The 21,696-nt window shown below is 70.2% G+C and carries 18 protein-coding genes, 1 pseudogene and 1 riboswitch; of the genes and pseudogenes, 8 read left to right on the top strand and 11 right to left on the bottom strand.

All coding sequences use genetic code 11. The annotated features are described in order from the left end of the window. Positions 1 to 39 precede the first annotated feature (39 nt). The 4 genes and pseudogenes from AB4112_RS27635 to gnd form a co-directional block, all read right to left on the bottom strand. Positions 40 to 357, bottom strand: a complete 318-nt coding sequence (locus AB4112_RS27635) for a hypothetical protein (RefSeq protein WP_309801583.1) — start codon at positions 355 to 357, stop codon at positions 40 to 42. A 1-nt stretch (position 358) separates the two neighbouring features. Continuing rightward, positions 359 to 1,213, bottom strand: coding sequence for an HAD family hydrolase (locus tag AB4112_RS27630; protein WP_309801584.1), 855 nt, complete (start codon positions 1,211 to 1,213; stop codon positions 359 to 361). After that, positions 1,195 to 2,730 carry a glucose-6-phosphate dehydrogenase gene (gene zwf, locus AB4112_RS27625; protein WP_309801585.1) on the bottom strand — a complete coding sequence of 512 codons (1,536 nt, stop codon included), beginning with the start codon at positions 2,728 to 2,730 and terminating at the stop codon, positions 1,195 to 1,197. The genes AB4112_RS27630 and zwf overlap by 19 nt, the downstream gene beginning before the upstream one ends. 3 nt (positions 2,731 to 2,733) lie before the next feature. Next, positions 2,734 to 3,735, bottom strand: a pseudogene (gene gnd, locus AB4112_RS27620) (phosphogluconate dehydrogenase (NAD(+)-dependent, decarboxylating)); the annotation flags it as partial. A 125-nt stretch (positions 3,736 to 3,860) separates the two neighbouring features. Between gnd and AB4112_RS27615 the strand changes: the two are divergent. Together AB4112_RS27615 and AB4112_RS27610 are read left to right on the top strand one after the other, a co-directional pair. Continuing rightward, complete coding sequence (locus tag AB4112_RS27615; protein ID WP_441724262.1) at positions 3,861 to 6,305, top strand: glucan 1,4-alpha-glucosidase; 2,445 nt, start codon at positions 3,861 to 3,863, stop codon at positions 6,303 to 6,305. A gap of 71 nt (positions 6,306 to 6,376) precedes the next feature. Further along, positions 6,377 to 7,099, top strand: coding sequence for an ROK family protein (locus AB4112_RS27610; protein ID WP_309801587.1), 723 nt, complete (start codon positions 6,377 to 6,379; stop codon positions 7,097 to 7,099). Between the two features lie 52 nt (positions 7,100 to 7,151). On the opposite strand, the gene metE is transcribed toward AB4112_RS27610, so the two are convergent. After that, entirely contained in the window at positions 7,152 to 9,485 is a 2,334-nt protein-coding gene (gene metE, locus AB4112_RS27605) for a 5-methyltetrahydropteroyltriglutamate--homocysteine S-methyltransferase (protein WP_309801588.1), read from the bottom strand. 109 nt (positions 9,486 to 9,594) lie between these two features. Beyond that, positions 9,595 to 9,809: riboswitch (cobalamin riboswitch) on the bottom strand. Between the two features lie 71 nt (positions 9,810 to 9,880). Beyond that, positions 9,881 to 10,510 (bottom strand): helix-turn-helix domain-containing protein, encoded by a 630-nt coding sequence (locus tag AB4112_RS27600; RefSeq protein WP_309801589.1) that lies wholly within the window; start codon positions 10,508 to 10,510, stop codon positions 9,881 to 9,883. A 223-nt stretch (positions 10,511 to 10,733) separates the two neighbouring features. Here AB4112_RS27600 and AB4112_RS27595 point away from each other — a divergent pair, with 223 nt between their 5' ends. Together AB4112_RS27595 and AB4112_RS27590 are read left to right on the top strand one after the other, a co-directional pair. After that, entirely contained in the window at positions 10,734 to 11,585 is an 852-nt protein-coding gene (locus tag AB4112_RS27595; protein ID WP_441724259.1) for a hypothetical protein, read from the top strand. A 52-nt stretch (positions 11,586 to 11,637) separates the two neighbouring features. Further along, positions 11,638 to 13,200: an ABC transporter substrate-binding protein gene (locus tag AB4112_RS27590; RefSeq protein WP_309801591.1), complete on the top strand. Its 1,563-nt coding sequence runs from the start codon at positions 11,638 to 11,640 to the stop codon at positions 13,198 to 13,200. 13 nt (positions 13,201 to 13,213) lie between these two features. Here AB4112_RS27590 and cynS read toward each other — a convergent pair whose 3' ends face one another. The 4 genes from cynS to arfB form a co-directional block, all read right to left on the bottom strand. After that, complete coding sequence (cynS, locus tag AB4112_RS27585; protein ID WP_309801592.1) at positions 13,214 to 13,699, bottom strand: cyanase; 486 nt, start codon at positions 13,697 to 13,699, stop codon at positions 13,214 to 13,216. A gap of 72 nt (positions 13,700 to 13,771) precedes the next feature. Further along, positions 13,772 to 14,494, bottom strand: coding sequence for a site-2 protease family protein (locus AB4112_RS27580; protein WP_309801593.1), 723 nt, complete (start codon positions 14,492 to 14,494; stop codon positions 13,772 to 13,774). 19 nt (positions 14,495 to 14,513) lie between these two features. Continuing rightward, positions 14,514 to 15,449 carry a DUF2167 domain-containing protein gene (locus AB4112_RS27575; RefSeq protein WP_309801594.1) on the bottom strand — a complete coding sequence of 312 codons (936 nt, stop codon included), beginning with the start codon at positions 15,447 to 15,449 and terminating at the stop codon, positions 14,514 to 14,516. 158 nt (positions 15,450 to 15,607) lie between these two features. Beyond that, entirely contained in the window at positions 15,608 to 16,024 is a 417-nt protein-coding gene (gene arfB, locus AB4112_RS27570) for an alternative ribosome rescue aminoacyl-tRNA hydrolase ArfB (RefSeq protein WP_309801595.1), read from the bottom strand. Between the two features lie 95 nt (positions 16,025 to 16,119). Here arfB and AB4112_RS27565 point away from each other — a divergent pair, with 95 nt between their 5' ends. From AB4112_RS27565 to AB4112_RS27550, 4 genes are all read left to right on the top strand, one after another. Then, positions 16,120 to 17,028, top strand: a complete 909-nt coding sequence (locus AB4112_RS27565) for a LysR family transcriptional regulator (RefSeq protein WP_441724256.1) — start codon at positions 16,120 to 16,122, stop codon at positions 17,026 to 17,028. 139 nt (positions 17,029 to 17,167) lie between these two features. Beyond that, positions 17,168 to 17,902, top strand: coding sequence for a gamma-glutamyl-gamma-aminobutyrate hydrolase family protein (locus tag AB4112_RS27560; RefSeq protein ID WP_441724254.1), 735 nt, complete (start codon positions 17,168 to 17,170; stop codon positions 17,900 to 17,902). 10 nt (positions 17,903 to 17,912) lie between these two features. Next, positions 17,913 to 18,818 carry a serine hydrolase gene (locus tag AB4112_RS27555; protein ID WP_441724252.1) on the top strand — a complete coding sequence of 302 codons (906 nt, stop codon included), beginning with the start codon at positions 17,913 to 17,915 and terminating at the stop codon, positions 18,816 to 18,818. Then, on the top strand, positions 18,815 to 19,834 hold the full coding sequence (locus tag AB4112_RS27550; protein WP_441724250.1) for a peptidoglycan-binding domain-containing protein: 1,020 nt from the start codon (positions 18,815 to 18,817) through the stop codon (positions 19,832 to 19,834). Before AB4112_RS27555 ends, AB4112_RS27550 begins: the two co-directional genes overlap by 4 nt. Here AB4112_RS27550 and AB4112_RS27545 read toward each other — a convergent pair. Continuing rightward, complete coding sequence (locus AB4112_RS27545) at positions 19,818 to 21,677, bottom strand: S9 family peptidase (protein ID WP_441724248.1); 1,860 nt, start codon at positions 21,675 to 21,677, stop codon at positions 19,818 to 19,820. The genes AB4112_RS27550 and AB4112_RS27545 overlap by 17 nt on opposite strands. Positions 21,678 to 21,696 lie beyond the last annotated feature (19 nt).

Here is a 21,696-nt window from a genome sequence, read left to right as displayed (position 1 = left end):
AGAGAGCGCGGCATTGCTCTGAAATTTTCCTGCCGCCCGTCAGAGCCTCCGGAAGGTGCTGTCGTCGACAAGGGCGCAGAGCTGTTCCCCGAGAAAATAGGCGTGGGTCTGCTTGAACAGTAAGGTGGCCTCGATCTCAAAATCCTCTTCCTGATAGAGGAGAATGCGATCGCCCTCCTTCAGGCCGAGTTGGGCCACTTGGTCCTCAAGTGGCTTGCCATCGTACAGCAGGATCCAATAGCGACCGTCCTCTGTGCCGTCATTGGGTCGCAATAGACCCGCAGCACATCCGCCTCCTGCATTTGCCCTGTCGGCGTTTCCGGTGAGGTCGTCGTTGGGTTCGCGACGCGAACCCAACCTACTCGACTCGCCGCCCCCGCGGCAGCACGAAGCGGTCCACGGCCTGGGCGAAGCCGTCCTCGGCGTTGCTGGCGGTGACGACATCGGCCAGCGCCTTGGCCTCGTCGATGGCGTTGCCCATGGCGATCGACAGGCCGGCGGCGCGGAACATCGGCATGTCGTTCGCGGCGTCGCCGATCACCGCGACCTCCGACGGGTCCAGCCCCACCGCGGCGGCGATGCGGCCGACCGCGTGGCCCTTGTCGGCCTCGGGATGGTTGATGTCGAGGTAGTAGCGCTGCGACCGGCCGGCGATGGCGCTGCCGCCGAGCAGGCCCTGCAGTTCCGCCTCGCAGCGCGCCAGCCTGTCGAAATCGCCGGAGGCGCCGACGATCTTGCCGGCACGGTCGAGATAGGGGTCGAGATCGGCGACGATGGTCGGGTCGAACCCCACCGTGCGCCGTTCCAGAGGGACATACTCGCCGTCCGGATCGGTCGCGATCCACTGGTTGTCGGCGAACACCCAGGGGTCGGCGCCGAAGCGGCGCAGCGTCTCCAGCGCCAGCCGCGCCGCCGCCTCCGGCACCGTCAGCGCCGACACCACGCTCATGTCCGGCCGGAAGATGGTGCCGCCGTTGAAGCCGCCCAGCGGCACGGTCAGGCCCAGCTGCCCGATCAGCCCCGAAAGGCCGCGCGGCGGCCGGCTGGAGACGATCGAGAAGCCGATGCCGGCGTCGCGCAGCCGGGCCACGGCCGCCACCGACGCCGGGGTCACCACCTTGTCCGGGTCGGCCAGCGTGCCGTCGACGTCGGAGATCAGCAGGGCGATGCGCCCGGCGGCGGGCCTGGCCGGGGTCAGTTCAGCGGCAGCCATTGGTACCCGTCGCGCTCCAGCAGCTCATCGGCGCAGGCCGGGCCGTCGCTGCCGGCCGGATAGAGGTCCGGCGGGGTGGTCAGGCCGGCCCACAGGTTCTGGATCGCCTGCACCTCGAACCAGCCGGCCTCGATGTTATCGGCCCGCTGGAACAGGGTCGGGTCACCGGTCAGGCAGTCATAGATCAGCGTCTCGTACCCGGTCTGCGGCTCCGCCTTGAAGTGCTCGGCGTAGCGGAAATCCATCTCGACCTGGCCCAGCCGCATCTCGCGCCCCGGCACCTTGGCGGCGAAGCGCAGCGAAATGGCCTCGTCCGGCTGGATGCTGATCACCAGCAGGTTCGGCGTCGGGGCGTTGACCGCGTCGCGGAACAGCACCGCCGGCGCCTTCTTGAACTGGATCGCGATCTCGGTCCGCCGCACCGCCAGCGACTTGCCGGTGCGCAGGTAGAACGGCACGCCGGACCAGCGCCAGTTGTCGATCGCCAGCTTCATCGCGACGAAGGTCTCGGTGCGGCTGTCCGGCGCCACATCCGGCTCCTGCCGGTAGGCGGCGCGGGGCTTGCCCAGCACGGTGCCGGCGTCGTACTGGCCGCGCACCACCACCCGGGCCGCGTCCTCCGGCGTCAGGTTGCGCACCGCCTCGACCACCTTGGCCTTCTCGGTGCGCACCGCGTCGGCGTCGAAGGAGTTCGGGGCCTCCATCGCCACCATGGACAGCAGCTGGAACAGGTGGTTCGGCACCATGTCGCGCAGGGCGCCGGTGCCGTCGTAGAAGCGGCCGCGCCGCTCCACCCCCACCGTCTCGGCCGCGGTGATCTGGACATGCTCGATATGGTCCCGGTTCCAGATCGGCTCGAAGATGCCGTTGCCGAACCGGAAGGCCATGATGTTCTGGACCGTCTCCTTCCCGAGATAGTGGTCGATCCGGTAGATCTGCTTCTCCGACGCCACCGCCAGCAGCTTGGCGTTGAGATCGCGGGCGGAGGCGAGGTCGGTGCCGAACGGCTTCTCCACCACCAGCCGGCGGAAGGCGGTGTCGCTCTCCTGCAGCAGGCCGGCAGAGGACAGCGCGGTGGCGATCGGGGCGAAGAAGCGCGGCGCCACCGCCAGGTAGAAGATGGCGTTGGCGTGGCCGGTGGCCTTGTCGCGCCCGGCCAGATGCGCTGCCAGCCCCTCATAGGTCGTGGGGTCGGCGAAGTCGCCGGTGAGGTAGTGGATGCCGGCGGCCAGGCGGCCCCAGGCATCCTCGTCGATGCCGCTCTGGGCGTCGGCGCCCAGCGTGTGCAGGGCCTCGCCCAGGGTCTTGCGGAAGCCCTCGTCGTTGTTCTCGACCCGGTCGACCCCGAGGATCTCGAAGCCGGGGTCGAGCAGCCCCTCGCGCATCAGATGATAGAGGGCCGGGGTCAGCAGGCGCCCGGTCAGGTCGCCCGAGGCGCCGAAGATGACGAAGGTGCAGGGCGGCGCGGCCGGGGTGCCGGCCGGCTTCTCGAAGGCGGGAGAGATCAGCGCAGCCATGGATCAGCCGCCCGCCGGCCGCTCGATATGGCCGCCGAATTTGTTGCGCATGGCCGACAGCAGCTTCTCGCCGAAGGTGTGCTCCTGGCGCGACCGGAACCGGGCGTACAGCGCGGTCGACAGCACGTCGACCGGCACCGCCTCCTCCAGTGCCGCCATGATGGTCCAGCGGCCTTCGCCCGAATCGGCGACCGAGCCGGTGTAGTTCGACAGGCTCTCATTCTCGGCCAGCGCCATGGCGCTAAGGTCGAGCAGCCAGGACGACACCACGCTGCCGCGGCGCCACACCTCGGCGACGTCGGCGACGTCGAGGGTATAGCGCTCCGCCTCCGGCAGCTCGGTCGAATCCTTGTTCTTCAGGATGTCGAAGCCCTCGGCATAGGCCTGCATCAGCCCGTATTCGATGCCGTTGTGCACCATCTTGACGAAGTGCCCGGCACCGGCCGGCCCGGCATGGATGTAGCCCTGCTCGGCGCGCGGATCGCGCCCGTCGCGGCCCGGCGTGCGCTCGACCGTGCCGATGCCCGGCGCCAGCGCCGAGAAGATCGGATCGAGATGGTCGACCGCGGCCTTGGTGCCGCCGATCATCATGCAGTAGCCGCGCTCCAGCCCCCAGACGCCGCCGGAGGTGCCGACGTCGACATAGTGCAGGTCCTTCGGCTCCAGCGTGGCGGCGCGGCGGATGTCGTCCTTGTAGAAGCTGTTGCCGCCGTCGATGATGATGTCGCCGGGGCTCAGCAGGCCGGCCAGCGCGTTCACCGTGTCCTCGGTCGGCCCGCCGGCGGGCAGCATCACCCAGACCGCGCGCGGCGCGGTCAGCCCCGCCACCAGGGTCTTCAGGTCCGTCGCCGGCGTCGCGCCGTCACCGGCCAGCGCCTTCACGGCGTCGGCGCTGCGGTCGAAGACAACGCATTGGTGGCCCGCGCGCATCAGCCGCCGCGCGATATTGCCGCCCATGCGGCCCAGTCCGATCACCCCGAGCTGCATACCCTCGATCCTCTTCGTTCTCTTCCGGTGCGGTGGTGCTAGCCTAGCAGCACATCAACGCGTCGATGGTGCGCCCGCATCGCGCCGGTTTCGAGTCTGAATGACAGGGGATGCGGCGATCGGGCGCCGAGGGAGGATACGCAATGGACCGAGACGACCAGACGCCGCCGGGCGCGCCCGGCGCCCCGGCCCGGTGGACGTCCAGCGCCAAGGCCGGCGTCGGCACCGCCCTGACCGGGGCCAGCCGGATCTGGTTCACGCTCAGCCACGGCGTGCTCAACGAGGTCTACTTCCCGCGAATCGACACCGCCTGCGTCCGCGACCTCGGGCTGATCGTCACCGGGCCCGACGGCTATTTCTCGGAAGAGAAGCGCGCCACGCGGTCGGAGATCCGGATGATCGAGGCCGGGGTGCCGGCCTTCCATCTGGTCAACACCTCGGAGGACGGCCGCTACCGCATCGAGAAGACGGTGCTGACCGACCCGCGCCGGCCGGTGCTGCTGCAGCAGATCAGCTTCACCGTGCATGAGGGTGAGCGGGCCGACCACCGGCTGTTCGCGCTGCTGGCGCCGCACCTGGTCAATGCCGGCGCCGACAACACCGGCTGGGTCGAGGACTACAAGGGCACGCCGATGCTGTTCGCCCGCGGTACCAACGGCGTGTCGCTGGCCCTGGTCGCCTCGGTGCCGTGGCGCGCCCGCTCGGTCGGCTATGTCGGCGTGTCGGATGGCTGGCGTGAGCTGTCGGAGCGTGGCGAGCTGAACCAGGCCTATCGTCGGGCCGAGGATGGCAATGTCGCCCTGACCGGGGAGTTCGACCTGGCGGCGGCCGGCGACGGCAAGATCCTGCTGGCGCTGGGCTTCGGCGTGCGGCCGGAGGAGGCGGCGCACCATGCGCTGGCCAGCCTGCAGAACGGCTTCGACGCCTCGCACGACCCCTATGTCGAGGCCTGGCGCGGCTGGCAGGCGGGGCTGGTGCCGCTGGACGGCATCGCCGGCTCCGGCCCCAACGCCTACCGCACCAGCACGTCGGTCCTGGCCGCCCATCGGCCGTTCGGCTTCGCCGGCGCGGTGATCGCCAGCCTGTCGATCCCTTGGGGCTTCAACAAGGGCGACGAGGATCTCGGCGGCTACCATTTGGTCTGGCCGCGCGACCTAGTCGAGACCGCGGGCGGCTTCCTCGCCGCCGGCGCGGTGGAAGAGGCCAAGGCGATCCTGGGCTACCTCGAGGTGATCCAGGAGGCGGACGGCCACTGGTCGCAGAATGTCTGGCTCGACGGCGCGCCCTATTGGGACGGGGTGCAGATGGACGAATGCGCCTTCCCGATCCTCTTGGCCGACATGCTGCGCCGCGGCGGGCACCTCACCGACGCCGAGCTGGAGCGATTCGTGCCGATGGTGCGGCGTGCCGCCAGCTTCGTGCTGCGCAACGGCCCGGTCACCGGCCAGGACCGCTGGGAGGAGGATGCCGGCTATTCCCCGTTCACCCTGGCGGTGGAGATCGCGGCGCTGCTGGCCGCGGCCGACATCCTGGAGCCGTCGGGCGGCGCGGCGGAGGCCGCCTATATCCGCGAGACCGCGGATGTGTGGAACGACGAGGTCGAGCGCTGGACCTTCGCCGAGGGCACCGCGATCTGCACCCGGCTCGGCCTCAAGGGCTACTACGTCCGGATCGCGCCGGTGGAGACGGCGGACGTGGCCTCGCCGCTGGACGGCTTCGTGCCGGTCAAGAACCGGCCGCCGGGGGACGATGCGCGCAAGGCCAGCCTGCTGATCAGCCCCGACGCCCTGGCGCTGGTGCGCTTCGGCCTGCGCGCGGCTGACGATCCGCGCATCGTCGACACGGTGAAGGCGATCGACGCCACGTTGAAGGCCGACCTGCCGCAGGGTCCGGTCTGGTACCGCTACAACGACGACGGCTATGGCGAACACGCCGATGGCGGCCCGTTCGACGGCACCGGCATCGGCCGGCCCTGGCCGCTCTTGACCGGCGAGCGCGCGCATTACGAGCTGGCGGCCGGGCGGGTGGCGGCGGCGAAGGCCCTGCTGGCGACGCTGGAGCAGTCGGCCGGCGACGGCGGGCTGCTGCCGGAACAGGTGTGGGACGACGACGACATCCCGGAGCGCGAACTGGTCCGCGGCCGCCCCTCGGGCAGCGCCATGCCGCTGGTCTGGGCCCATTCCGAGCACATCAAGCTGCTGCGGTCGCTGCGCGACGGCCGGGTGTTCGACCTGCCACCGCAGCCGGTGCGGCGCTACCAGGTCGACAAGGTGGTCGCGCCGTTCCGCGCCTGGCGCTTCAACCAGAAGCGGCGCGCCCTGCCGGCCGGCAAGGCGCTGCGGATCGAGCTGCCCGACGCGGCCATCGTGCACTGGACGATCGACGGCTGGGCGACGACGCATGACGACGCCACCGCGGCGAATGCCTTCGGCCTGCACGTCGTCGACCTGCCGACCGCGGCAGTGCCCAGCGGCACGGTGATCCGCTTCACCTTCCGCTGGCGCGACGGCGATCGCTGGGAAGGCGCCGATTTCACCGTCCTGGTCGATGGCGAGACCGGCGTCGCCGCCAGCCACGCCGGCGGCTGAGCGGCCACGCGGCTTGACGCTGGCGGAAGGCGCTCGCCATGGTGCTGCAGACAAACGAGGGAGAAGCGCCCGTGAAACCCGGCATATTGTCGATCGACGTCGGCGGGACGGGGCTGAAGGCCGCGGTCATCGACGATCGCGGCCGGATGCGGTCGGACCGGCAGCGCGTGCCGACGCCGCATCCCTGCCCGCCGAAGCTGTTCCTCGACACCCTGGCCGCGCTGGTGGCGCCGCTGCCCGCCTTCGACCGCATCGCCATCGGCTTTCCTGGCGTGGTGCGCAACGGCAAGGTGATCACCGCCCCCAATCTTGGCACCGAGGATTGGGCCGGCTTCGGCCTGGCCGACGCGGTGTCGAAGCGGCTGGGCGGCCCGGCGGCGCGGATGATCAACGACGCCGAGATGCAGGGGCTGGCGCTGGCCACCGGCCGCGGCCTCGAACTGGTCGTCACCCTCGGCACCGGGGTCGGCACCGCGGTGCTGCGCGACGGCGAGCTGACGCCGCATCTGGAGCTGGCGCATCACCCGCTGTCCAACAAGGGCAAGACCTACGACGAGTATCTGGGCAACGCCGCCTATGAGAAGGTCGGCAAGAAGCGCTGGAACAAGCGGGTGCAGCGGATGCTGGAGATCGTCGAGATCCTGATGCATCCGGACCGGTTGCATATCAGCGGCGGCAACGCCAAGCGTATCGACTTCGACCTGCCGAAGGGCGTCAGCATCGCCTCGAACGATGCCGGGCTGGAAGGCGGCGCCGTGCTGTGGAAGAAGCCGCCGAAGCCGCGGGCGGGCTGAGAGCGGAAGCGGGTGGCGGCCGGCGCCGCTACCCGGTCCCAGGCGCGGGACGCTATTCCGCGGCCACCCGGCGCAGGTCGCGCGCGGCGGCGACCATGTTGACCAGGGCCGGCCGCACCTCGGCCCAGCCGCGGGTCTTCAGGCCGCAATCGGGGTTGATCCAGATCTGCCGGTCGGACAGCCGCTGCCGGGCGAGCCGGAGCAGCGCCGTGATCTCCTCGACCTCCGGCACACGGGGCGAATGGATGTCGTAGACGCCCGGCCCGATCTCGTTGGGATAGCGGTAGGTCGTGAACGCGTCGAGCAGCTCCATCTTGGAGCGGGAGGTCTCGATCGAGATCACGTCGGCATCCATCGCGGCGATGGCGTCGATGATCTGGTTGAACTCCGAATAGCACATATGGGTGTGGATCTGGGTCTCGTCCCGGACGCCGGAGGCGCACAGGCGGAAGCTCTCCACCGCCCAGTCGAGATAGGCCTTCCAGTCCGACCGGCGCAGCGGCAGGCCCTCGCGCAGGGCCGCCTCGTCGATCTGGATCATCGCGGCGCCGGCCTCCTCCAGGTCCAGCACCTCGTCCCGGATCGCCAGGGCGATCTGCCGGCAAGCTTCGCTGCGGGGCACGTCGTCGCGCACGAAGGACCAGTTCAGGATGGTGACCGGCCCGGTCAGCATACCCTTGACCGGCTTCCCGGTCAGCGACTGGGCATAGCTCCACCACCCCACGGTCATCGAGCGCGGGCGCGACACGTCGCCGTAGAGCACCGGCGGGCGGACGCAGCGCGAGCCGTAGGACTGCACCCAGCCATGCCTCGTGAAGGTGAAGCCGGCCAGCTGCTCGCCGAAATACTGCACCATGTCGTTGCGCTCGAACTCGCCATGCACCAGCACGTCGAGGCCGATCTCCTCCTGCCAGCGGATGGTGCGGGCCGTCTCCTCCTTCAGGAAGCTCTCGTACTGCCCATCGGTCAGCGCGCCCTTGGCATGCGCCGAGCGGGCCTTCCGCACCTCGGCGGTCTGCGGGAACGAGCCGATGGTGGTGGTCGGGAACAGCGGCAGTCCGAAGCGCCGGCGCTGGGTCTCGGCCCGGGTGGTGAAGGCATTGCCGCGCCGGGCCATCGCCGCCGTGACCGCGGCCATGCGGCCGGCCACCGCGCTGTCATGCACCTTCGGCGACGTCCGGCGCGCGGCGGACGCCGCGGCGGAGGACGCCAGCGCGTCGGCCACCGCCCCGTGGCCCTGGGCCAGGGCGCGGCCGATGGTCGACAGTTCGGCCATCTTCTGCACGGCGAAGGCCAGCCAGCTGCACACATCGGCGTCGAGCTCGTCCTCGAGGTCCAGGTCGATCGGCACGTGCAGCAGCGAACAGGATGGGGCGATCTGCACCCGGTCCGCGCCGCGGGCGGCCACGATCGGCTCCAGCCAGCCCAGCAGCGCCGGCAGGTCGGCGCGCCAGATGTTGCGGCCGTCGATCACGCCCAGCGACAGCACCAGGTCGCGCGGGGCCTTGTCGATCGCGGCGGCCAGCTGGCTCGGCGCCCGCACCAGGTCGAGATGCAGCCCGGCCACCGGCAGGGACACGGCTGTCGACAGGTTCTCGCCGAGGCCGCCAAAATAGGTCGCGACCATCAGATTCAGCGACGGCGCCGCCTGGGCCAGCGCGGCATAGGCGCGGCGCAGCGCGGCGCGGGCCGCGTCGTCGAGGTCCAGCACCAGGCAGGGCTCGTCGATCTGCACCCACTCCGCCCCCTCGGCGGCCAGGCGCTGCAGCATTTCGGCATAGACCGGCAGCAGGCCGTCCAGCAGCGACAGCGGGTCCGTCACGCCCTTGCCGAGCTTGAGGAAGGTGACCGGGCCCAGCAGCACCGGGCGCGTCTGGTAGCCCAGCGCCTTGGCCTCGCGGGCCTCCTCGACCGGCTTCAGCGAGGACAGGGCGAAGCGCTGCCCCTCGGCGAATTCAGGGACCATGTAGTGGTAGTTGGTGTCGAACCACTTGGTCATCTCCTGGGCCGGCACGCCGTGGCCATGGGCAGGACCGTGGCTGCAGGCGGCGTCGCCGACATCCGCCTGGGACCCGCGGGCCATGGCGAAATAGGTCGTCAGCGGCACCGGGCCGCCCGCCCAGCCATAGGCGGCGGGGATCGCCCCGACCATGACGCTGGTGTCCAGCACCTGGTCGTAGAAGGAGAAGTCGTTCGACGGGATGACGGTGACGCCGAGCGCGTGCTGGCGCGCCCAGTTGGCGGCGCGCAGCGCGGCGGCCGTCTCCAGCAGCGCGGCTTGGTCGGACTTGCCCGACCAGAAGCTTTCGAGCGCGGTCTTGAGCTCGCGGCGCGGACCGATCCGCGGCGTGCCGAGAGCGGCAACGGGAAGAGAGAGGGAAGACATCGGCTTGAACCCCAAAGATTGGGGGCAAAGGCCGAGCGGACGCGTGCGGCATGTCCCGACGGCGAGCAGCCGGCAGGATCGCAGGCGAACCACCGGGACACCCCGCCCAGGGACGTGCGTGTTCGCGGCAGGTCTCCTGGCTTGCGGGTCGTCGCTCCGGTCCGGCCTTCCCGAAGCCTTCCGGCTTCAGTGACGCAAGATGGACCTCGGCTCGCCGCTCACAGTTGCGGGGGCAGCTCCGGCATCGCCCTGCGGCTCACCGGATTCCCTCTTAGCTCCGGCGCCCGCGAATGGGCCCGGAGAACCACGAACCGGCGGAGTGTGCCCAGGCGGGGCGCGCGCGTCAATGCTGATATAAAGACATCTTTATATCGCCATGTCCCTGGCTGGCGTCCTCAAGCCGGCAGCGGCTCGATGCCCTCGGCCTCCAGCACCGCGGCGGTCAGGTCCTGCTCGGTCATGGTGCAGACGCACAGGATCCGGGCCGGCCGGTCGCCGACGCTGACATAGGCATGGCCCATGGTGCTGTCGAAATAGATCGAATCCCCGGCCTTCATCCGGGTCGGGGCGTACAGCTCGGTGTGCAGGTCCAGCTCGCCCTCCAGCACATAGGTGTACTCCTCGCCGGGATGGCGGATCAGGTCCTCGAACTCGTCGATCGACCGGGCCCGCACCAGCCCGATCATCGGCACCATCTTCTTCCGCGACAGCTCGGCGCAGACATAGAGGTAGTCGTAGGTCCGGGTCTGGATCGCCCGGCCCTCGCCCTGGCGGCTGAGGGCGCGGCGGCCGCGACCGGCCGAGCCGGCGGGGGCGCGGGTGCCGAACAGCTCGGCGATGTCGACCTTCATGCCCTGCGCCAGCTGCAGCAGCTTGTCGTAGGTCAGCGACATCTGGTTGTTCTCGACCTTGGACAGGGTCGAGACGGCAAGGCCGGTCATGGCGCTGACCTGGGCCAGGGTCCAGTCGTTGCGGCGGCGCAGGTCACGCAGGCATTCGCCCAGGCTGGGCTTCGGGTCGGTCATGGTCGCAGGCGATGTGGCCGGGCCGCCACCATAAGCGCCGGCCGGTTTTCGGCGACAGGGAAATGTTCGGGCGGCGCGATGGCTCACGATTTCTGCGAATTGGGCCGGCTGCTGCGTTTCCTGAGCATGAACATCGCCGCTGTGAGGAAAACTCGTCAGATTGTGCTTTTCATGATCACAAAAACATGTCTCACTTTCCGTCAAACAGGCACAAGGGGGCATCATGGCGCGACCGCACGGGCATGGAACGCGGCTGGCATCCTATGATTTCGGGGCGACCACAGTGTTCGCCTGCGGCCTGGACCAGCGTTTCAGCTACTGCGCCTATGTGCCCGAGGCCTATGACGAGCACGGCAGCGACAGCTGGCCGCTGGCGGTGATCGTGCACGGCACCGAACGCGGCATGCAGGCCTATCGCGACGGCTTCGCCGATTTTGCGGAGCGGCATGGCGTCATCGTGCTGGCGCCGCTGTTCCCGGTCGGCATCACCGAACCCGGCGACCTCTCCAGCTACAAGCTGATGCGCGCCGGCCCCCTGCACTACGACGCCGTGCTGCTGGCGATGATCGCCGAGATGCAGGCCAAGTACCGGGTCGCGGGCGACCGGGTGCTGATGTACGGCTTCTCCGGCGGCGGCCACTTCACCCACCGCTTCCTCTATTTGCACCCGGACCGGCTGCTGGGCGCCTCGATCGGCGCGCCCGGCGTGGTCACGCTGCTCGACTTCGACCATGACTGGTGGGTCGGCGTGCGCAATTTCGAGGCGGTGTTCGGCAAGAAGCTGGACCTCGACGCCATCCGCCGCGTGCCGGTGCACATGCTGGTCGGCGGCGACGACACCCAGACCTGGGAGATCACGATCGAGCCGGGCAACGCCTGGTGGATGCCGGGCGCCGGCATCGCCGGGGCCAACCGCCAGGACCGCATGCGGTCGCTGCGCCTCAGCCTGGAGGCGCAGGGCGTCGCGGTGCAGCAGGACACCATCCCGGGCGTCGGCCATGACGACCGCACCATGCTCGACGCGGTGAAGCGCTTCTTCGCCGATGTATTGACCGACCGGCGGAAAGCAGCCTGAGACCGGCCACGGCCGGAGAGACAACCAAAAACGAAACCGACAGGGGGCAGGTATGAAGACGGCAATCGGGGGGCTGGCGCTCGCCTTGGCCCTGGGCTTTGCGGCGGCCGCCGCGGCGCAGGACACGCCGCGTCCGGGCGGCACCATCACCGTGGCGCTGAACGCCGACATCCGCAGCACCGATCCCGGCATCAACCGCGACGGCAACACCGACACGGTGCTGCAGCATGTGGTCGAATCGCTGGTCGGCTACCGCAACGATCTGACCGTCGGCCCGGCGCTGGCCGAATCCTGGGCCGTGTCCGATGGCGGCCGGACCTATGACTTCAAGATCCGGCAGGGCGCGCTGTTCCACAATGGCAAGCCGGTCACCTCGGCCGAGGTGAAGTGGAGCTGGGACCGCCGCTGGGCCGACGCCGCCTGGTCCTGCCGGCGGATCTTCGACGGCACCACCGGGCTGAAGGTCGACGCGGTGGAGACGCCGGACGCGCAGACCATCCGCTTCCGCCTGGCCGCGCCGAACGCGCTGTTCCTGGCGCAGCTGGCCAATTTCCAGTGCTTCGCCAGCGGCACCATCAGCCCCGACAGCCTGAACCCGGACGGCAGCTGGAATACACCGATCGGCACCGGCCCCTACACCCTGGCCGCGTGGAAGCGGGGCGAGGCGGTGACGCTGCAGAAATTCGCCGGCTACAAGCCGCTGTCCGAACCCGGCAGCGGCTATGCCGGCGCCCGCATCGCCTATGCCGACACCATCCGCTTCCAGATCGTGCCCGACCCGTCGACGGCGGAGGCGGCGCTGGCCGCCGGCCAGGTCGACCTGCTGCCCAGCCTGGCGCCGTCGCAGATCGACGAGGTGAAGGCCAATGGCGGCACGGTCGAGACCGCCTCGGGCCTCGGCTGGTCGGCGATCCTGGTGCAGACCAGCGATCCGCTGCTGTCCGACCTGCGGATGCGGCTGGCCCTGGCCCATGCCATCGACATCAAGCAGATCGCCCAGGCCCAGACCTATGGGCTGGCGGAGGCCAACCCCTCCGGCGTGGCCAAGGCCAGCGCCTTCTTCGACGACGGCTTCCTGGCCTGGCCGGACTACGACCCGGCCAAGGCCCAGGCGCTGCTGCAGGAGGCCGGCTACAAGGGCCAGCCGATCACGATCCAGACCAACAAGCGCTATGACGGCATGTACAACAACGCCCTCCTGGTGCAGGCGATGCTGGCCGCGGTCGGCATCGATGCCCGGCTCGAGGTGCTGGACTGGGCGACCCAGCTCGACAACTACACGGCGGGCAAGTTCCAGCTGCAATCCTTCAGCTATTCGGCGCGGCTGGACCCGTCGCTGATGTACGGCATCCTGGTGGGCAGCAAGGCGGACACCCCGACTTCGCAATGGGACGACCCGCAGGCCGCGGCGCTGCTGGCCCAATCGGTGCAGACCGACGACCCGGTGGCGCGCAAGGCGGTGCTGCACCAGCTGCACGCGCTGATGGCGCAGCAGGTGCCGACCCTCGGCCTGTATTACGACGTGGTGGTCGACGCGTCCGGCCCGAAGCTCAGGGGCTACCACCCCTGGGCCGGCGGCAAGCCGATCCTGTGGGGGACATGGAAGGCGGAGTAGGGGGAAAGCCCCCTCACTCCTCCCGGTAGCCGAATCGCGGGGAATTGCCGGTGGCGCCGTAATAGCGGTAGGGCAGGAACTTGCCGGACATCGTCAGCTTCACCCGGTCGCCATTGGGATCGGGAAGGCGCTCCATCTCGAAGTCGAAATCGATCGCCGACATGATGCCGTCGCCGAACTCCTCCTGGATCAGCTCCTTCCAGGTGGTGCCGTAGACCATCACCAGCTCGTAGAAGCGGTAGATCAGCGGGTCGGTCGGCGGCGCCTGGAACGACCCGCGATAGGGCGGCTCGTTCAGCATCCGCTGCTCCGCCGCGGTCAGGCCGAACAGGGTGGCGGCCTCGGCTGCCTGCGGCTTGGTCAGTTTCATCTGGCCCAGCAGGGCGGCGGTGACCAGCACCGGCGAATGGCCGCCGATCGCGGCGGTGATCTCGCGCCAGCTCCAGCCCTTCTCGCGCTTGATGTCCAGGATCTTCTCGGTCAGGTCCTCACGCTTCATCGCGGCATCCTCTCCGATCGGTGGTCGCAAACCGAAGGAGGGGGACGCAAGGGCCGTGCCGGATGCCGGCTTTCAGAAGGCGCGGGTGCCCTCCAGCATACCATGCACGCTGTAGGTCATGATCGCCAGCAGCGCAGTCAGGCCGAGATACAGCACACCGTATTCGATCCGCGCCTCCAGCGGTGCGTTGTAATAGGCCAGCGCCTCGGGGCTGTTGGGGTCGTGGCGCCAAGCCTTCAGCACCTGCGGTGCCGCGATCAGCGCCACCAGCAGCAGCACCGGGCTGGGCCGCCACAGCAGCAGGCCCAGCATGATCGGCGCGCCCAGCAGCCACACCTTCGGCGACAGGATCGCGGTGATCCGGCCGCCATCCAGCGGCGAGACCGGCAGCAGGTTGATCAGGTTCAGGAAGAAGCCGGAATAGGCCACGGCCAGCAGCAGCCGGCTGTCGACCTCGCGCGCCCAGAAGTAGACGACGAAGGCACCCAGCGTGCCGATGAAGGGGCCGGCGAAGGCGACATAGGCCTCGGTCTCGACATCCATCGGCTGCTGCTTCAGCTCGATCCAGGCGCCGATGAAGGGGATGAAGGTCGGCGCCCCGACATCCAGGCCGCGCCGCTTGGCCGCGATGTAGTGCCCCATCTCATGCATCAGCAGCAGCAGGACGAAGCCGGCGGCATAGCCCCAGCCGAAGATGAGGGCGTAGGTCGCCAGCGACAGCAGCATGGTGCCGCCGGTCAGCCCGATCTTGCCGAACTTCAGGAAGCCGACCAGCAGCAGGAGGGTCCGGATCATGGGCAGGGCCTGACGGTGTTCACGCGGTGCCGCCGTCGCGCGGCTTGCGCCGGAACAGCTTGGTCAGCCCGAAGCCGAAGGCGCCGAGCGCGATGATGATGACTTTGGCGAATTTCAGCACGAAGGCGCCGGCGATGGCGATCAGCCCCAGCTTCTTCGCCGCCACGCCGGCCACCAGCGCCGCCAGCCCGTATTCGGCGACCCGGTCGGTGCTTTCGGTGAAATCCTCGTAGCGCTTGCCGGTGGTGTAGCTGACCGAATTGAGCAACTCGCGGGCATATTTCTTCTCGCCCTCGATCGCGGCCGTCGAGGTGACCATGTTCAGGCCGATATAGCCCTCGCGTCCCAGCGCATAGGTCTTGTAGTTGGCCGACCCCTCGTCGGCGGCGTTGTCGGTCTCGACCACCTTGGCCGACCACACCAAGCGATGGGTGGCGGCGTCGTATTGCGGCACCTCGATCCAGCCGGTCACCGCCAGGGGCGGGAAGCCGCGGGCGATGCGGTCCTGGTTGCCGGCCTGGGTGCCGTCCTTCAGGCTGCTCAGCAGCTCGTCGGCATTCCAGTCCTTGGCATCGTCCTCGCGGATGTAGCCTTCCTTGGTGAAGTCGATCAGCGCGTACCAGTCCTCGCCCGCAGCGTCCGACCAGACCATGCCGATCAGGTCCGGATCCGCGTTGCCGCCCCAGGCGTGCCGGATCTGGTTGGCCTCCTGCTTGGGCACGAAGGTGTATCCGGCCGGCAGGGCCAGCGTGCCCTGGTCGATCAGCGGGATGTCCTTCGGGCCGTGCTGGGCGGCCTTGTCGGCGGCGACCCAGGCGGCTTCCTGCTCGGCCTTGATCGCGGCGGCCGGATCGGCCGGCGTCGTGTTCGATGTCGGCGTCTGCGCGGCGGCGGCGCCGGCCCAGGCCAGCACCACCACGGCCGCGGCCACGCGCGGCGAAACAGCGAACCCCATGACTATCCCCCCAATAGCCAGTCCCCCGGGCGCAGGCGGTCTCGCCGCCGGCACAGGGCAATTCCGCCATAAGCAGCAAAGATCATGGCAATTTGAAGCGAATTTCGGCGCGGCCGGCGCCGGTCAGGCTTCGGCGCCGCGCATGGCGGGACGGTGCTTCAGTCTTCGCCCGGGCTGCCGCGCAGGCGCTTCACCGTCCCGCGCTTGCCCTTGGTCTCCAGCCGCCGGATCTTGCTGCCCAGCGTCGCCCGGGTCGGCCGCCGCTTCTTCGGCGCCACCGCCGCGCGTTGGAACAAATCGACCAGCCGGGCCACCGCCTCGGCCCGGTTGCGCTCCTGGCTGCGGTACTCCCGCGCGGTCAGCACCAGCACGCCGTCCTTGGTCAGGCGCTGCCCGGCCAGGGTGACCAGCCGCGCGCGCATGTCCTCGGGCATGTCGGCGCGGTCGATCGGGTAGCGCAGCTGCACCGCGGTCGCGACCTTGTTGACGTTCTGGCCGCCCGGGCCCGAGGCGAGGATGAAGCTCTCCTCGATGTCGCGCTCGTCGATCTGGGTGCGGGCGGTGATGCGGATCATGGTGGTCGGACCCTCGCACGGACGGGGCGCGCTTGTCATGCCCGCGCCGCTGTGCGATCCCGGGTCCGGGCCGGATCGGCCCCAAGGGGGCGACGATGACCATCAGGTTGCGGCACATCGAGGCGTTGCAGGCGGTGCAGAAGGCGGGGTCGATCACCGGCGCGGCCGAGCTGCTGAACGTGTCCCAGCCCGCGGTCAGCAAGCTGCTGCGCCACGCCGAGGACCAGCTGGGCCTGCGCCTGTTCGAACGGGTGAAGGGCAAGCTGGTGCCGACCCGCGAGGCGAAGCTGCTGGAGGTCGAGATCGACCGCACCTTCGCCGGGCTGGAGCGGATCTCCAGCATCGCCGCCAACCTGCGGCGCGGGCGCGAGGGCCATGTCAGCGTCGCCTGCCTGCCCAGCCTGGGCTTCGGCTTCATGACCGACCAGGTGGCGCAGTTCCACCGCCTGCATCCCGGCGTCAGCTTCGACCTGCGCACCCACCACACCCGTGAGATCCTGGAGCTGGTGGCGACCAACAGCCTCGACCTCGCCATCGCGCATGAGCCGGTGCTGCCGCCCGGCATGCGCAAGGTGCCGATCGGCACGTCGCGGCTGGTGCATCTGTCGACCGTGCCGCTGGCGCCGGGCGAGGCGGCCGAGATCACCCTCGACCGCATCGATGTCGACACGCTGATCGGCGTCGACCCCGACACCTCGATCGGCATGACCCTGTCCGAGGCCTTCGCCGCCGCCGGCATCCGCTACGCCCCGCGCAACCTGATCCAGACCTACTACCTGGCGCTGCCGCTGGTGCGCTACGGCACCGGCTCGGCCATCGTCGACGAGCACACCGCCCAGGCCTGGGCGGTGCCGGACGTCGCGGTCCGCGCCATCGTGCCGGAGATCGCGCTGCCGATCACGGCGCTGCACCACGAGAACTACCCGCTGTCGCATTCGGCGCATCTGTTCCTCGACCACCTCACCGGGCAGCCCACCCGCCGCACCCGCTCCGCTCGTCGCTGAAGGCAAAGGCTGCGCCGGCGCAGCCTTCGCCTTCAGCGGGGAGATAACATCTGGTGCGGACCGCATAACCGGCGGGAATTTGACAGCGGCTGGAGCGAGGGGCATCACCGAGGGACCCGCCAGACCCCGCAGGATTGCCATGCCCAGCGCCAAGCCCGTCATCGGAGTCACCCTGGATGCCGAGCAGCCGGGCGGCTATTCCTCCGCGCCCTGGTACGCGCTGCGGCAGAACTATTGCGGGTCGCTGGCCGAATTCGGCGCCGCGCCGCTGGCCCTGCCGCATCTGGTCGACGCGGTCGACCGCTATCTCGACCTGTGCCACGGCGTCGTTGTCACCGGCGGCGGCTTCGATGTCGACCCCGCGCTCTGGGGCGCCAGCTCGGTGCATGAGACGGTGAAGACCAAGCCGGTGCGCACCCAGTTCGAATGGGCGCTGGTGCAGGGCGCCATCGCGCGCGACCTGCCGGTGCTGGGCATCTGCGGCGGCGAACAGCTGCTGGCCGTGGTGCTGGGCGGCACCCTGGTGCAGCACATCCCGGCGGAGATCGAGAACGCGCTGGACCACAGCCCGGAGCGGAAGGTGCACGACCCGGTCGGGTCGGTGGCGGCGCACGAGGTCGCGGTGGCGCCCGGCAGCCTGCTGGCCCGCATCACCGGCGTGTCGGGCTTCGGCGTCAACAGCTCGCACCACCAGGCGGTGAAGTCGGCCGGGCCGTCGCTGATCGTCTCCGCCACCGCGCCGGACGGGGTGGTCGAGGCGATCGAACACCCCGGCCAACGCTTCTGCCTCGGTGTGCAATGGCACCCGGAATATCTGCGCGGTGAGGCCGACCGCGCCATCCTTGCCGCCTTCGTCGCTGCTTGCGCCGCGTGAGGATCATCCGATGACCGATCGTGAGAGCGCCACGGCGGCGGCCTGGCCGCAGCTGGTCCGGGACCTGCTCGACCAGTTCGAGGGCGAGGTCGGGCCGCAGGATTTCGGCCTGACCTTCCGGCTCTATCCCGGCCGGCTGCGCGACGGCGCCGCCGGCGGCTATTCCGACGGTCCGGTGTTCGGCTATCGCGACGAGGTCGCGGTCTACCCCGCCAGCACCAGCAAGAGCTTCTATCTCGTCGCCTTCCAGCACTGGGTCGAAACCGGGCGGCTGCAGCCGGATGCCGAGGATCTGCGGGCCCTGTCCGCCATGATCCGCCAGTCCAGCAACGACGCCACCACCTATCTGTTCGGCCGGATGACCGGCACCACCCCGGGAGGCCCGCTGCCGGAGGCCGAGATGGCGGCGTGGTGGGACCGGCGGCAGGAGATCCAGCGCTTCTTCGAGGGCTGGGCCTGGCCGGACTTCGCGCGGCTGCGGCTGTGGCACAGCACCTACGAGGATTCGCCCTATGGCCGCGAGAAGGCCGCCCGCGCCCATGGCGGCAACCTGATCGCACCGCGCGCGGCGGCGGCGCTGCTGCACGGCATCGCTGCCGGGCAGCTGGTCTCGCCGGAAGCCTGTGGCCGGATGATGGACCTGCTGGACCGCGAGCCCGAGCGCGACCCGGCGGTGCTGGGGCCGGATTATCGCGACCAGGTCCGCGGCTTCCTCGGCGGCGGCCTGCCGCGCGACGTCCGCTTGTGGTCGAAGGCCGGCTGGACCAGCGAGACCCGGCACGACATGGCCTATCTGGAGACCCCGTCCGGCCGCAGCGCCGTTGCCGCGATCTACACCGTCGGCCCCCATATGGCGCAGAACGACCGCTTCCTGCCGGCGTTCGGGACGAAGCTGCTGGAGTTGCTCGGCCAATGACCCGAACGCCGCCTGCCTGGCACGATGACGACCGCTCGCCCAACTATGCCCATCTCCAGGCGCCCTTCAGCGGGACGCCCTTCGCGCTCGAAGCCGGGACGCTGGAGACGCTGTGCCGGCTGACCCGCTTCCGGCCGCGCGGGGCCAAGATCCTGTTCGGGCTACGCGGCTGCGGCCTGGTCGATCCGGCCGAGGCCGGCGCCCGGCGTGACGCGGTGCGGTTGGCCGAGGCGCGGCCAGACCACCGGACGCCGCGCTGCGTGCTGGGCGTGTGGGACCGGGCGGCGGGGCAGGTGATCGTGTGGCCCGGCTCGACCGTGCCCAACGACGACCACATGCGCCGCCAGGCCGCGGCGCCGGACCGGCGGATCGCCAACATGCTGGCGCCGGGGATGCATCCCTATGTCGTCGGCCCGCACGCGCCGGATGGGCGCCCGGTGGAGGAGGGGGCGTTCCAGCTCGACCGCACCGTCGAGGTGCCGGTGTGGCGCTCGTTCGACGCCGCCGGTTATGACCTGGCCTGCCGCTTCGACATCTGCGCGCCGGAGGACAACATCCACGCCGCCGGCTGGCCGGGCGACGGACTCGAGTTCTCCTCGGCCGGCTGCCAGACCCTGCCCGGCCGGCACCAGCCGCCGGCCGACCCGACCGGCGACTACGCCGCCTTCCGCCGGGCGGCCGGGCTGAGTCCCACACCGGACCTCGCCGAGACCGGCCTCGCTTTCGACTATCTGTTGGTGACCGGCCGGCACCTGCAGCTGGTGGCGGAGCATTGGGCGGTGCCCGGCCTGGCCCGGCTGCTGCCGGGATCGAGCGGTCCTGAGGTGCGGCTGCTGCAGGACGCCCTGGTCAGCCAGGGACGGATCGCGGATTGGGGTTTCACCGCCGGCGTGTTCAACGGCTTCACCGCCAAGGCCGTCTACGACTGGCAGTCCTCCCGCGGCCGGACCGCGGACGGCGTGCTGCGGCCGGAGGAGGCGGAGCTGCTCGGGTTTTCGCTCAAGTGGCCTGGGTAGGTTCGAACGCCTCGTCGAAGAACGCGATCAGCCGCTCGTACAGCAGGCGGCAGTTCTCCGGCTTGACGATGCCGTGGCCCTCATCCGGGAACAGCAGGGTCTCATAGGGAACGCCGCGCGCATCCAGCACCGCGCGCACGATCTCGACCTGCTCCGGCGTCACGTTCGGGTCGGTCAGGCCCTGCACGATCATCAGCCGCCCCTCGATCCGGTCGACGAAATGGATCGGCGAGCGTTCGCGGTACTTCTCCGGCAACTGGTCGGGCGTGCCGCCCATCATCGCCTCGGAATAGGACCGCAGGTCGGGCCGGGTGGTCCAGTAATCGGTGACCAGGTCGGTCATGCCGCAGATCGGCGCCGCGGCCGCGATCACCTCGCGCGGGAAATGGGTGATCGCCCACCACGAGGCATAGCCGCCATAGGACAGGCCGGTGATGCCGACCTTTCCCGGTACTGCCAGCCCGGCATTCATCAGCGCCAGGATGCCGGTGCGGATGTCCTCCTGCTCGCGCCCGCCCCAGCCGTCGGCCTTGATCGCCTCCTGATAGGCGGCGCCCAGGCCGGTGCTGCCGCGGTAGTTCGGCTGCAGCACGTGGAAGCCGGCCCGGGCCAGCACCTGCGGCACCGGGTCGAAGCGGCCGTCGTAATGCATGGTCGGCCCGCCATGGACATGGATCACCGTGCCCCGGCTGTCACCCCGGGCGCGGTACAGCCAGCCCTGGATGCGCAGCCCGTCGACCGAATGCCACCAGAACGGCTCGGCCGGGTTCAGCTCCGCCGGGTCGGGCACCGAGCCCTCGGGCAGCGGCGCCAGCTCCTGCGCGGCTGACAGGTCGGGCGCGTCGGCCGAGAGGGTCACGATGCCGGTCGGCGCCGTGGCCCGGCCGCGCTCCACCACCCAGCGGCCATCGGCCAGCGGCGCCACCGGCCGCAGGATGTCGCCGCCGCGGAACACCGGGAGGTAGGCGCCGGTCGACACCGTCAGGAAGGCGGCCTCGTCCCGCGCCGCGCTGGCCTCGATCACCACCAGCAGGTCCTGGCCGCCATCGGGCTGGTGCGGCCAGCGCAGATGCTCGACCGGGATCGCCGGATCGTCGACCAGCCAACGCAGGCCGCCGGCCGCCGGGTCGATCAGCCCCAGCCGCTTGTGCGTCGGCGTCTCGGCGACGAAGGCGATGCGCGACCCGTCCGGCGACCACACCCCCTCGGCCTTGGCCGGCCCGCCGGGGTTGTGGATCTCGCGGTCCTCGCCGGTCTCCAGGTCGTACACCCACAGCGCCCGGCCGCTGGGGTCGTGGTCGTTGCGCAGATACAGGATGCGGCGCCCGGTCGGGTCCAGCTTCGGCGTGATCTTGCAGGACCGGCCCGGCGAGGCCAGGACGCGCTGCGCCCCGCTGGCGAGGTCGTGCTCGTAGAGATGCAGGATGTCGCCGCCCATCCCTGTGGCCGGGTCGCGGCTGGCGGCATAGACCAGCCTCCGGCCATCCGGATGCAGCTGGGCGTTGTAGATGTAGTAGCCGATGCGGTCCGGCAGCAGCGTCTCCGCCGCCCCGTCCAGCCAGGCGCGCTGCAGCCCGACCTGCTCCTCGCCGTCGCGGCGGCGGGCGACGATCAGCGACAGGCTGTCGGGCGCCCAGCTGAAGCTCTCGCAATCCCAGCCGGAGAAGGGCTCGGCCATCAGGCGCGGCGGCGCGCCGCCGGCGGTCGGGGCGATCCAGGGGCCATTGCCCTCCGCCTTGCCGTTCCACACCCAGGCCACCCAGCGCCCGTCCGGCGAGACGGTCGGGAACAGCAGCCGTGGTGCTGCGATCAGGCGGTCGAGGAAGTCGGGATCGATGGTCATGGCGAAATCCTAGCGCAGC

The sequence above is a fragment of the Inquilinus sp. 2KB_23 genome (genome assembly GCF_052115705.1).
Classification (GTDB): domain Bacteria; phylum Pseudomonadota; class Alphaproteobacteria; order DSM-16000; family Inquilinaceae; genus Inquilinus; species Inquilinus ginsengisoli_A.
This window is presented reverse-complemented; position numbering and strand designations above follow the sequence as displayed.

Bases quoted from the DNA above. Each gene is read 5' to 3' on its own strand.
- AB4112_RS27630 (WP_309801584.1), bottom strand. From the start codon at position 1,213: ATGGCTGCCGCTGAACTGACCCCGGCCAGGCCCGCCGCCGGGCGCATC.
- zwf (WP_309801585.1), bottom strand. From the start codon at position 2,730: ATGGCTGCGCTGATCTCTCCCGCCTTCGAGAAGCCGGCCGGCACCCCG.
- AB4112_RS27615 (WP_441724262.1), top strand. From the start codon at position 3,861: ATGGACCGAGACGACCAGACGCCGCCGGGCGCGCCCGGCGCCCCGGCC.
- metE (WP_309801588.1), bottom strand. From the start codon at position 9,485: ATGTCTTCCCTCTCTCTTCCCGTTGCCGCTCTCGGCACGCCGCGGATC.
- AB4112_RS27600 (WP_309801589.1), bottom strand. From the start codon at position 10,510: ATGACCGACCCGAAGCCCAGCCTGGGCGAATGCCTGCGTGACCTGCGC.
- AB4112_RS27595 (WP_441724259.1), top strand. From the start codon at position 10,734: ATGGCGCGACCGCACGGGCATGGAACGCGGCTGGCATCCTATGATTTC.
- AB4112_RS27590 (WP_309801591.1), top strand. From the start codon at position 11,638: ATGAAGACGGCAATCGGGGGGCTGGCGCTCGCCTTGGCCCTGGGCTTT.
- cynS (WP_309801592.1), bottom strand. From the start codon at position 13,699: ATGAAGCGTGAGGACCTGACCGAGAAGATCCTGGACATCAAGCGCGAG.
- AB4112_RS27580 (WP_309801593.1), bottom strand. From the start codon at position 14,494: ATGATCCGGACCCTCCTGCTGCTGGTCGGCTTCCTGAAGTTCGGCAAG.
- AB4112_RS27575 (WP_309801594.1), bottom strand. From the start codon at position 15,449: ATGGGGTTCGCTGTTTCGCCGCGCGTGGCCGCGGCCGTGGTGGTGCTG.
- arfB (WP_309801595.1), bottom strand. From the start codon at position 16,024: ATGATCCGCATCACCGCCCGCACCCAGATCGACGAGCGCGACATCGAG.
- AB4112_RS27565 (WP_441724256.1), top strand. From the start codon at position 16,120: ATGACCATCAGGTTGCGGCACATCGAGGCGTTGCAGGCGGTGCAGAAG.
- AB4112_RS27560 (WP_441724254.1), top strand. From the start codon at position 17,168: ATGCCCAGCGCCAAGCCCGTCATCGGAGTCACCCTGGATGCCGAGCAG.
- AB4112_RS27555 (WP_441724252.1), top strand. From the start codon at position 17,913: ATGACCGATCGTGAGAGCGCCACGGCGGCGGCCTGGCCGCAGCTGGTC.
- AB4112_RS27550 (WP_441724250.1), top strand. From the start codon at position 18,815: ATGACCCGAACGCCGCCTGCCTGGCACGATGACGACCGCTCGCCCAAC.
- AB4112_RS27545 (WP_441724248.1), bottom strand. From the start codon at position 21,677: ATGACCATCGATCCCGACTTCCTCGACCGCCTGATCGCAGCACCACGG.